The 11,017-nt window shown below is 71.0% G+C and carries 9 protein-coding genes; all 9 read right to left on the bottom strand.

Annotated features, from left to right (window positions below; translation table 11 throughout):
• Window positions 1-81 precede the first annotated feature (81 nt).
• A complete protein-coding gene (locus ACFWY6_RS38810; protein WP_384700661.1) occupies window positions 82-672 on the bottom strand; it encodes a TetR/AcrR family transcriptional regulator in 591 nt (196 codons plus the stop codon).
• Window positions 660-1,394 (bottom strand): enoyl-CoA hydratase family protein, encoded by a 735-nt coding sequence (locus tag ACFWY6_RS38805; protein WP_384700659.1) that lies wholly within the window; start codon window positions 1,392-1,394, stop codon window positions 660-662. Before ACFWY6_RS38805 ends, ACFWY6_RS38810 begins: the two co-directional genes overlap by 13 nt.
• Before the next feature lie 39 nt (window positions 1,395-1,433).
• Window positions 1,434-2,600: an acyl-CoA dehydrogenase family protein gene (locus ACFWY6_RS38800; protein WP_384700657.1), complete on the bottom strand. Its 1,167-nt coding sequence runs from the start codon at window positions 2,598-2,600 to the stop codon at window positions 1,434-1,436.
• The gene (locus ACFWY6_RS38795; protein ID WP_384700655.1) at window positions 2,597-4,486 is read right to left on the bottom strand and encodes an acetyl/propionyl/methylcrotonyl-CoA carboxylase subunit alpha; all 1,890 of its coding nucleotides are present in this window, start codon (window positions 4,484-4,486) and stop codon (window positions 2,597-2,599) included. Before ACFWY6_RS38795 ends, ACFWY6_RS38800 begins: the two co-directional genes overlap by 4 nt.
• Before the next feature lie 10 nt (window positions 4,487-4,496).
• Window positions 4,497-6,098 carry a carboxyl transferase domain-containing protein gene (locus ACFWY6_RS38790; RefSeq protein WP_361825960.1) on the bottom strand — a complete coding sequence of 534 codons (1,602 nt, stop codon included), beginning with the start codon at window positions 6,096-6,098 and terminating at the stop codon, window positions 4,497-4,499.
• 16 nt (window positions 6,099-6,114) lie between these two features.
• Complete coding sequence (locus ACFWY6_RS38785; RefSeq protein ID WP_384700653.1) at window positions 6,115-7,806, bottom strand: acyclic terpene utilization AtuA family protein; 1,692 nt, start codon at window positions 7,804-7,806, stop codon at window positions 6,115-6,117.
• Window positions 7,803-8,597, bottom strand: coding sequence for a TIGR03084 family metal-binding protein (locus tag ACFWY6_RS38780; RefSeq protein ID WP_384700651.1), 795 nt, complete (start codon window positions 8,595-8,597; stop codon window positions 7,803-7,805). The genes ACFWY6_RS38785 and ACFWY6_RS38780 overlap by 4 nt, the downstream gene beginning before the upstream one ends.
• A 114-nt stretch (window positions 8,598-8,711) precedes the next feature.
• The gene (locus ACFWY6_RS38775; protein ID WP_384700663.1) at window positions 8,712-9,740 is read right to left on the bottom strand and encodes a DMT family transporter; all 1,029 of its coding nucleotides are present in this window, start codon (window positions 9,738-9,740) and stop codon (window positions 8,712-8,714) included.
• A gap of 133 nt (window positions 9,741-9,873) precedes the next feature.
• The gene (locus ACFWY6_RS38770; protein ID WP_384700649.1) at window positions 9,874-10,371 is read right to left on the bottom strand and encodes a cupin domain-containing protein; all 498 of its coding nucleotides are present in this window, start codon (window positions 10,369-10,371) and stop codon (window positions 9,874-9,876) included.
• Window positions 10,372-11,017 lie beyond the last annotated feature (646 nt).

Genomic DNA, 11,017 nt, shown 5'->3' with positions numbered 1-11,017 from the left:
CAGGGCTGGAAAGGCCACTGCCGGGTAAACGGGTGGGTGGGCGGGAAAGATCCGCCGCGCAGCGGCGGTCTTGAGCCCGCCCTAGCCCAGCGCCGCGTCCAGCAGTCGCGCCCACTCCCCCACCACCCGCTCCCTCCGCGCCCCGTCGTCCGTCAGGAGGTTCGCGAGGCCCAGGCCTCGCGCCATGTCCAGGAGCCCCTGGACCGTCTCCCGGACGCCGGGGCGCGACTCGTCCGCGCCGAGCAGCTCCACCGCGATGCGGTGCGTCTCCCGGCCCACCCGGGCCTCCAGCTCCGTGACCCGGGACCCCAGCTGCGGCTCGTTCGACGCCGCCACCCACAGGTGCAGCGCCGCCCGGAACAGCGGTCCCGTGTAGAGGTCCACGAGGGCCGCGACCACGGCCGCCCTGTCCTGCGCCGGCAGCGACCGCAGAGCCGTCGAGCGCTGCTCGGCCACGTACTCCACCGCCGCCGTGAACAAGTCCTCCCGGGTGGGAAAGTGGTGCTGCGCCGCGCCCCGCGAGACCCCGGCCCGTTCGGCGACCACGGACACCGTCGACCCCGCCCAGCCGTGCTCGGCCAGACAGGACACGGCGGCCTCCAGGAGACGCTGCCGCGTCGCCCGGCTGCGGTCCTGCTTCGGCGAGCGGTCCGCCGCGGTCACAACACCCATGGGCGCTCCCGTCGTTCCAGGAACGCCGCCATCCCCTCCCGTGCCTCGGCGGAGCCGAAGAGCCGCGCGGACAGGGCGATGAGGGCGTCCGAGTGGTGGTCGAATGCGTCGAGCACCCTAGCCGTGAGCAGCTTCTTCGTCTCGGCCAGGGCCTGCGGCGCCGCTTCCCGCAGCCCGTCGAGGAGCGGAGCGAGCGCGGCGTCCACGTCCTCGCCCGCCGCCGTCAGCAGACCGATCCGCGCCGCCTCCGCCGCGTCGAACCGCTCCCCCGTGAGGAAGTAGCGCGACGCGGCACTCGGGTCGAGGCGCGGCAGGAGGGGGATCGAGATCACCGCCGGTGCGACCCCGATCCGTACCTCCGTGAGCGCGAAGGACGCCCCCGGGCCCGCGACCCCCAGGTCGCACACCCCGAGCAGCCCGAGCCCACCGGCCCGTACATGCCCGTCCACCCGCGCCACCACCGGCTTCGGCAGCTCCACGATCTGCCGGAGCAGCGCCACGAAGGCGGCCGGGTCCGGCGGCTCCCGCAGGTCGGCGCCCGAGCAGAACGTCGACCCGGTGTGGGTGAGGACGATCCCGCGTACGCCGACGTCCTTGCCGCAGTCGCCGATCGCTTCCGCGAGCCCGGCCACAAGGCCCGCGGAGAGCGCGTTGCGGTTGGCGGGCGCGTCCAGGGTGAGGGTGACGATGCCGCGCTCTGGAGGCGCGTACACAACACTCATGAGAACTCCGGGAGTTGAGGCTTCAGGGAAGGCTCGGCGTCAGTACGACTTGGGGAGGCCAAGCGTCTGGTGCGACACGAAGTTGAGGATCATCTCCCGGCTCACCGGGGCGATCCGTGCCACCCGCGACGCCACGATCAGCGAGGCGAGGCCGAACTCCTTCGTCAGGCCGTTGCCGCCCAGCGTGTGCACCGCCTGGTCCACGGTCTTCACACAGGCGTCGGCGGCCGCCAGCTTCGCCATGTTGGCCGCCTCGCCGGCGCCCATGTCGTCGCCCTCGTCGTAGAGCCGGGCGGCTTTCTGCATCATCAGGCGGGCCAGTTCGATGTCGATGTGGCACTGGGAGAGCGGGTGCGCGATCGCCTGGTGGGCGCCGATCGGGCTCTTCCACACGCTGCGTTCCTTGGCGTACTCGACGGCGCGGCCGAGCGCGAAGCGAGCCATGCCGATCGAGAACGCCGCCGTCATGATCCGCTCGGGGTTCAGTCCGGCGAAGAGCTGCAACAGCCCCGCGTCCTCGTCGCCCACCAGCGCATCCGCCGGGAGGCGTACGTCGTCGATGACCAGCTCGAACTGCTTCTCCGGGGCCTGGAGTTCCATCTCGATCCGCCGCCGCTGGAAGCCCTCCGTCTCGCGCGGCACGATGAAGAGGCAGGGCTTGAGACTGCCCGTCCTCGCGTCTTCCGTGCGGCCCACGATGAGCGTCGCGTCGGCGATGTCGACACCGGAGATGAACACCTTGCGGCCGGTGAGCAGCCAGTCGCCGGTCGCTTCGTCCTTGCGCGCGGTCGTGGTGATGCGGTGGGAGTTGGAGCCCGCGTCGGGCTCGGTGATGCCGAACGCCATGGTGCGGCTGCCGTCGGCCAGGCCGGGCAGCCAGGCCCGCTTCTGCTCGTCGGTGCCGAAGCGGGCGATGACGGTTCCGCAGATCGCGGGCGAGACGACCATCATGAGCAGGGGGCAGCCCGCCGCGCCCAACTCCTCCAGGACTATGGAGAGTTCGGCTATGCCGCCGCCTCCGCCGCCGTACTCCTCGGGCAGGTTCACGCCCAGGTAGCCGAGCTTGGCGGCATCCGCCCACAGTTCGTCGGGGTGGCCTTCGGCCTTGACGACGCCGTTCATGTACGCGCGGCCGTAGCGCTTGCCGAGGGCGGCGACCGCGGCGCGCAGATCCTTGTGCTCTTCGGTTTCGAGGACGGTGCTCATACGGATTGCTCCTCCTGTACGGCGGCAACGGCGGCTTCGACGTCTACGTCTACGACTGCGAGCAGCGCGCCGACCTCGACCTGGCGGCCGGGCTCGGCGTGCAGGGCGGTGAGCGTGCCGGAGGCGGGAGCGGAGATGCGGTGCTCCATCTTCATGGCCTCCAGCCAGATGAGGGGCTGTCCGGCGGCCACCGTCGCCCCCTCGGCGAGTCCCTCCGCCAGGCGCACGACGGTGCCGGGCATCGGGGCGAGCAGGGAGCCGGGCTCCTGCCGGGCGGTGGGTTCGGGCAGCAGCGGCAGCGGCGTGAGGGCGACCCCGCCGACGTACACCCGGTCGTCGCCGTACCGCGCGACAGTGAACTGCCGTCGTACGCCTTCCACTTCGAGTACGACGAGATCGCGGGCCACGGACACGACCCGCACCCCGTCGGCGGTGAATCCGCCCCGCGTGTGCCGGTAGCTGACCTCGTGCTCGGTGCCGTCCGGCTCACTGCGGAAGCGTTTGATCTGGGGCTGCGATGCGAGGTTGCGCCAGCCGCCGAACCGCGAGCGGCCGTGCGCGTCGGCGAGGGCTGCGGCCAGCGGGGCATGGGGGCCGGGTGCGGCCGCTGCGAGTTCCGTGACGTACCGGTCGTAGAAGCCGGTGTCCATGCGGGCCTCGGTGAACTCCGGGTGCCGCAGCGACCGGACAAGCAACTCCCGGTTGGTGACCGGGCCGTGGACGGTCGCCCGCTCCAGGGCACCCGCCAGCTTGCGCACGGCCTGGGCGCGGGTGGGGGCGTACGCGATGGCCTTGGCCAGCATCGGGTCGTAGTGCACGCCGATCGTGTCGCCGTCCGCGTACCCGGTGTCGAGGCGCACGCCGGGCACGTCGATGCGGTGCAGGGTGCCGGTCTGCGGGGCCCATGCGGCGGCCGGGTCCTCGGCGTAGAGGCGGGCCTCGACGGCGTGGCCGCGCGCGGTCGGCGGCTCGCCCTCCAGCGCATCGCCCTCCGCGACCCGGATCTGCAGCGCGACGAGATCGATCCCGAACACGGCCTCGGTCACGGGGTGTTCGACCTGGAGGCGGGTGTTCATTTCGAGGAAGTGCGCCTTGTCGCCCGCGACGAGGAACTCGACCGTGCCCGCCCCGCGATACCCGGTCACGCGCGCCGCCCGCACGGCCTGCTCGTGCAGCGTCTCGATGAGAGCGTCCCCGAGACCGGGCGCCGGGGACTCCTCGATGACCTTCTGGTGCCTGCGCTGAAGGGTGCAGTCGCGGGTGCCGAGCGCCCACACGGTGTCGTACGCGTCGGCCATGATCTGCACCTCGACGTGCCGGCCGCCCTCGACGTACGGCTCGACGAAGACCTCACCGTCCCCGAAGGCGCTGGCGGCCTCCGCGCGGGCGGCCGCCAACTCACCGTCGAGATCCTTCAGTTCGCGTACGACACGCATGCCGCGGCCTCCGCCGCCCGCCGCCGCCTTCACAAGGACCGGAAGGTCGGCCTCGGTGACCGAGTCGAGCGACGCGATGCCCATCAGCTCCTTGGCCCGCGTCTTGGACGCCATGGCCTCGATGGACTCGGGGGGCGGCCCGATCCAGACGAGCCCCGCGTCGAGCACGGCGCGCGCGAAGTCCGCGTTCTCGGAGAGGAAGCCGTAGCCGGGGTGGACGGCGTCCGCGCCCGCCGTCTGCGCGGCCTTCACGATCAGTTCGCCGCGCAGATAGGTGTCGGCGGGCGCCGAGCCCGGCAGGCGCACGGCGGAGTCGGCCTCGCGCACGTGCAGGGCGTCCGCGTCGGCGTCGGAGTACACCGCGACGGTCGCGATGCCGAGGTCGCGGCAGGTGCGGAAGACGCGGCAGGCGATCTCGCCGCGGTTGGCGACCAACAGGGAAGTAATCACGGGGAGTTCCTCACATCCGGAAGACGCCGAAACCGCCACGCGCACCCTCGTAGGGGGCGGTGTGGATCGCGGACAGGCACAGGCCGAGGACGGTGCGGGTGTCGCGGGGATCGATGACCCCGTCGTCGTAGAGCCGCCCCGAGAGGAACATCGGCAGGGACTCCGACTCGATCTGCTGCTCCACCATGGCGCGCAGCGCGGCGTCCGCGTCGTCGTCGTAGGGCTGCCCCTTGGCGGTCGCAGAGGCGCGGGCCACGATCGACAGAACGCCTGCCAGCTGCTGCGGCCCCATGACGGCGGACTTGGCGCTGGGCCAGGCGAAGAGGAAACGGGGGTCGTAGGCCCGCCCGCACATGCCGTAGTGCCCGGCCCCGTAACTCGCCCCCATGAGGACGGACAGATGCGGGACCCGCGAGTTCGAGACGGCGTTGATCATCATGGCGCCGTGCTTGATGATGCCGCCCTGCTCGTACTCCTTGCCGACCATGTAGCCGGTGGTGTTGTGCAGGAAGAGCAGCGGTATGTCGCGCTGGTTCGCCAACTGGATGAACTGGGCGGCCTTTTGGGACTCCTCGCTGAAAAGAACGCCCTGCGCGTTGGCGAGGATGCCGATGGGATAGCCGTGCAGCTGGGCCCACCCGGTCGTGAGACTGGCCCCGTACAACGGCTTGAACTCATCGAAATCGGAGCCGTCGACGATGCGGGCGATGACCTCGCGCGGATCGAAGGGCACCTTCAGATCGCCGGGCACGATGCCGAGCAGCTCGTCCTCGTCGTACTTCGGCGGCTCGACGACGGTCACCGGATCGGCGTACGCCTTGCGCCAGTTGAGCCGTTTGACGACCCGCCGGGCCTGCCGCAGCGCGTCCCGCTCGTCCTCGGCGAGATAGTCCGCGAGGCCTGAGGTGCGGGCGTGCATCTCGGCGCCGCCGAGCGACTCGTCGTCGCTCTCCTCGCCGGTGGCCATCTTCACCAGCGGCGGCCCGCCCAGGAAGACCTTGGCCCGCTCCTTGACCATGATCACGTGATCGCTCATGCCCGGTACGTACGCGCCGCCCGCGGTCGAGTTGCCGAACACGACGGCCACCGTGGGGATTCCGGCGGCGGACGACTGGGTGAGGTGCTTGAACATCGCACCCCCGGGGATGAAGATCTCCTTCTGGGACGGCAGATCGGCACCCCCCGACTCGACGAGATGGATGGACGGCAGCCGATTGGCATGCCCGATCTCATGAGCCCGGAAGGCCTTCTTCAACGTCCACGGATTGCTCGCCCCGCCGCGTACGGTCGGGTCGTTGGCGGTGATGAGGCACTCCACGCCCTCGACGACGCCGATACCGGTGACCATCGAGGCGCCGACGGGATAGTCGCTCCCCCAGGCGGCCAGTGGGGACAGCTCAAGGAAGGGCGTGTCCGGGTCGAGAAGCAGCTCGATCCGCTCCCTCGCAAGCAACTTGCCGCGCTTGCGGTGCCGTTGGACGTACTTCTCGCCACCGCCCTCCAAGGCCTTGGCCTGTTCACTGCCGAGCTCGTCGAGCTTGGCGAGCATGGCCTCGCGGTGTTCGGCGTACTCGGGGCTCGCGGGGTCGAGCGCGGACGCAAGGACGGTCACAGCAGTACCTCCGGGCTCACAGCAGGGCCTCCGGTATGTCGATGTGGCGGGCGCGCAGCCACTCGCCCAGGCCCTTGGCCTGCGGATCGAAGCGGGCCTGCGAGGCGACTCCCTCGCCGAGGATCCCGGTGACGACGAAGTTCAGCGCGCGCAGATTCGGCAGGACATGGCGTACGACGGTCAAGTCGGCGGTCTCCGGGAGGAGTTCACGGAAGCGCTGCTCGGTCAGTTCGTGGGCGAGCCACCGCCACGCCTCGTCCGTCCGCACCCACACGCCGACGTTCGCGTCACCGCCCTTGTCGCCGCTGCGGGCGCCGGCGACGAGGCCGATGGGGGCGCGCCGGGTGGGGCCTTGCGGCAGGGGCTCGGGCAGCGGCGGGGCGTCGAGCCCTTCGAGTACGCGGGTCTCGGCGCCCTGCGGCACGGAGAACCGCTCCCCGTCCGGGAGCACCGCCACATGCTCGACCTCGCCCCGCTCGACGTACGCGGCTTCGAAGACTCCGTAGGGGGAGCCCTTGCCCGGGGGTGCCGTCACGTGGAATCCGGGGTAGCTGCCGAGGGCCAGTTCGATCGCGGCGCCGCTCAGGGTGCGGCCGACGGGCTCCTGCTGCGGGTCGCGCACGACGAGCCGCAGCAGGGCGCTCGCGGTCTCCTCGGTGGGGGCGTCGGCCCTGTCGGTGCGCACGAGATCCCAACGCACCTCCGCGGGCGCTTTTTTGGCGCCTCCGAGCGCGTCCTCGATCTGCGCGCGCACGAGGGCGGCCTTCTCCTCGATGTCGAGCCCGGTGAGGACGAAGACGACTTCGTTGCGGAAGCCGCCGAGCCGGTTCAGGCCGACCTTGAGGGTCGGCGGCGGCGCCTCGCCGCGCACACCGCCGACGCGGACGCGGTCAGGCCCCTCCTGCGTGAGGGTGACCGTGTCGAGCCGGGCGGTGACATCGGGCCCTGCGTACCGGGCGCCGGACGTCTCGTACAGGAGCTGCGCGGTGACCGTGCCGACGTCGACGAGGCCGCCGGTGCCGTCGTGCTTGGTGATGACGCTCGACCCGTCCTCGTGGATCTCGGCGAGGGGAAATCCGGGCCGGCGCAGCTGCCCCGGCCTTTGGTTGAAGAAGGCGTAGTTGCCGCCGGTGGCCTGCGTCCCGCACTCCAGGATGTGCCCGGCGACGACGGCTCCCGCGAGCCGGTCGTAGTCGTCCGGCGCCCATCCGAAGTGCGCGGCGGCGGGCCCCGTGACGAGCGCGGCATCGGTCACACGCCCCGTGACGACGACGTCGGCCCCGCCCCTCAGACACTCGGCGATTCCGGCGCCGCCGAGGTAGGCGTTGGCGGTGAGCGCGCCGGGGAAGCGCCCGCCGAGATCATCGCCTTCGACGTACGCGACGTTCGTCTCGACCCCGGTCCGACCGGCCAACTCCCGTACGGCATCGGCGAGTCCGGCCGGATTGAGCCCACCGGCATTGGCGACGAGCCGGACGCCCCGCTCCTTGGCGAGCCCCAGGCACTCCTCCAGCTGCCGAAGGAAGGTCTTCGCGTACCCCCGCGAGGGGTCCTTGAGCCGGTCGCGCCCGAGGATCAGCATGGTCAGCTCGGCGAGATAGTCGCCGGTGAGGACGTCGAGCGGCCCGCCGGTGAGCATGTCGCGCATGGCGTCGAAGCGGTCGCCGTAGAACCCGGAGGCGTTGCCGACGCGCAGGACGCGGCTCACGGGGTGGCTCCCCTCGCCGGGCGTCCCGGTCCTGCGGGCCCCGCGAAGGCCTGCGCGACATCGAGCCACCGCTCGGCGTCGGGGCCTTCGGCGCGTACGGAGAGATCGTCCCGATGGGCGCGCTGGGTGACGAGCAGACAGAAGTCGAGAGCAGGCCCGGTGACGCGCTGCCCGGCATCCTCAGGCCCCTGCACCCACAACTCACCGGAGGGAAGCACGAGTTCAACCCGGAAGGCTTCACCGGGCGCAGTCAGCCCGTGCACGCCGAAGGAGAAGTCACGGGCCCGCACCCCGATATGGGCCACATGCCGCAGCCGGTCGGTGGGGGTCCGCCGGACGCCGAGCGCGTCGGCGACGTCCTGCCCATGGGCCCAGGTCTCCATCAGCCGCGCGGTGGCCATGGAGGTGGCGGACATGGGCGGCCCGTACCAGGGAAAACGGGTGCCGCGAGGGGCGGCGCGCAGGGCCGCCAGGAGCTCCGCACGCCCCGCACGCCACCGCGCGAGCAGCTCGGCGGGCGGCAGACCGGCCCCTTCCTCGGCCCCGTCGTCGACGAACGAGCCGGGAGCGGCAAGGGCCTCTTCGACCAACTTCCCGAAGGCATCAGGATCGGTCACGGCGATGAACGCGGCCCGGTCGGTCCAGGCGAGATGGGCGATCTGGTGGGCGACGGTCCAGCCGGCGGCGGGCGTGGCGAGCGCCCACCGCTCATCCCCCAACCCCGCTACCAGCTGGTCGAGTTCCTCACTCTCACTGCGCAGATCGTCGAGTACGGGCACAGCTTCGGACACGGAGCGCTCCCCTCGGGGCACGAATGGGGTCTCCCCTGCTCGAACGAAGTTGAGAACTTGGGGAAGTGCCCCGGAGCATGGCAGCGCTCGGAGAAACAAGCAAGCGTGCTTGCATTACTTTCCGGACGACTCCGGGAGGGGTTCGGCGACGGCGCTCATGGCGGGCTCGGGGGCGAGTTCGGGGGCGGTCTCGGGGGTGGCGGCTTCCGTCTCCGGGGCGCCCCCTGCCACGACACCCCCGCCACGAGCCGACCTGCGCCCGACCTGAGTACGGACGGCACCCATGCTGGCGGCGATGACCAGCGAGATCGCGAGGGCCTCGTGCACGGAGAGGGCCTGGTTCAGGACGAGGAATCCGGCGACGGCGGCGATGGCCGGTTCCAGACTCATCATGATCGCGAAGGTGGAGGCGGGAAGCCGCCGCAGGGCGAGCAGTTCCAGGGTGTAAGGGAGCACCGACGACATCACAGCAACGGCAGCACCGAGCCCGAGCACTTCCGGCTGAATGAGCTTGTCCCCCGACTCGACGAACCCAAGCGGCATGAAGAGCACGGCGGCGACGACCATGGCGAGCGCAAGCCCGTCGGCTTGCGGAAAGCGCCGCCCGGTACGCGCACTGAAGACGATGTACGTGGCCCACATGGCACCGGCGCCCAGCGCGTATGCGACACCAACGGGATCGAGCGAACTGAAGCCACCGCCGCCCCCCAGCAGAAAAACACCGCACAACGCGAGCCCGGCCCACACCATATTCACCGCACGCCGGGAGGCGAAGACGGACAGGGCAAGGGGCCCGAGCACTTCAAGGGTGACGGCGGGCCCCATGGGAATCCGGGCAACGGACTGATAGAAGAGCCCGTTCATCCCGGCCATGGCCACACCGAAGGCGACGACGGTCCCCCAGTCGGCACGCGAGTGCCCGCGCAGCCGGGGCCGGCAGACGATCATCAGCACCAGAGCGGCAAAGGCGAGCCGCAGGGTCACGATGCCGAGGGCTCCCGCCTTGGGCATCACGCTCACGGCGATGGCGCCGCCGAACTGGACGGAGACGCCGCCCGCGAGCACCAGCCCGACGGGCCCGAGGGCACCCCACCGCCCGCCGGTTGCCGCCTCCTGACCGCTCCTCGACGCGTCCACAGCCAACCCTTCCACTTCTCCAGCCTCGGCCAGTCCACTCACCTGGACTGCCTCGTCCAAGGTAGTAGACCACGTCAGGATTGTGGAGCGGTTTCACTGCTGTACGCAAACCGCGTCCACATTCCGAGGCGAGGTGCGCTCACGAGGCGGCGAGGGCGTCTCGCCAGACAGGGCTGTCGACGTAGTGGTTGTCGTAGCGCTCGGAGGACTCAGCGATCTTCTTCGGGTCGGTCTCGCCGCGCATGACGCTGCCGAGCAGGCGCAGGTAGTCGAAGCGGGCCATGCCGGGCGTGAAGACGAACAGGACGTCCGCGGTGCAGCCCGGGGCGGCGGCGAAGGCGTGCGGGGTGTGCGGCGGCACGGCGAGGAAGTCACCGGCGTTCAGGACGGTGATCTCCTCGCCCACGAGGACCTGGAGGGAGCCGCCGATCACGAAGAACAGCTCCGTGGCCTTGGTGTGGAAGTGCGCGGGAGCACCGACGGCGCCTTCGGCGAAGGTGGAGCGGTACGTGGTGAACCCGCCCTCCGGCCCGTCCGCCTCGGCAAGGAGGGTCATCACGCTGCTCGGATCGGCGGAGGTCTCGGCGTCCGATGCGCGGGTGAGGAGGGCGGAGAAGTCGGTGTTCTTGCTGCTCATGGCGGTGTCCTCTTCGGCTCGGCAGCGGCGTTCGCTGCGTTGTGATCACCACTCTATGAAGCGGAAAGACCTCCGGAGGAGTGCAATTGAGCACGAGAAATCCCGGTCAATTTCTTTGGGGTCCAGGCGGTGATGTGGGCCGGTGGTGGTGTTCTTACCGGGGCCGCCCGGTTGTCCCGAGGTTGGCGGTTCCGGGCCGGGAGTCAAGGGCGCTCCTTCGTCGCGTCGGCTGCGCCGATTCCGCTGCGCTCCACCCTTGACACCCACCCCTCCACCGCGAGAAGGAAGACGACCGGGCGGCCACGAAACGGGGCTCACGGGGACGGGTCCTTGGGGTGTCCGGCTTGTCTGCCGGGTGCGGACTGGTTCGTAGCAGCGCGGCCGGGTGGGAGGGGTGAAGGGCTGCGCGGCCGGTTCGGGGATGGCTGGCCGGTTTCGTCAGGCGTCTGCCGACCGGATCTTCCGGCCCCGGCCGGGAGAAGGCCGGGAGAGGGGGGTGTGGGGAACCTACTTCGGCAAAGTTGCGTTTCGCAGTGCCGCGCGCCCCCCTTGTGCCAGAACACTACTTTTCCAAAGTAGGTCCCCCACCCCCCCCGCGGCGCCGGGCGACGACGGGCCCCCCCGAGCGCCCCGGCGGCCGGCGCGA

Source organism: Streptomyces sp. NPDC059037, from assembly GCF_042740015.1.
Lineage (GTDB): Bacteria > Actinomycetota > Actinomycetes > Streptomycetales > Streptomycetaceae > Streptomyces.
The sequence above is the reverse complement of the archived record's forward strand: the minus strand, read 5'-3'. Positions and strand labels throughout refer to the sequence as shown.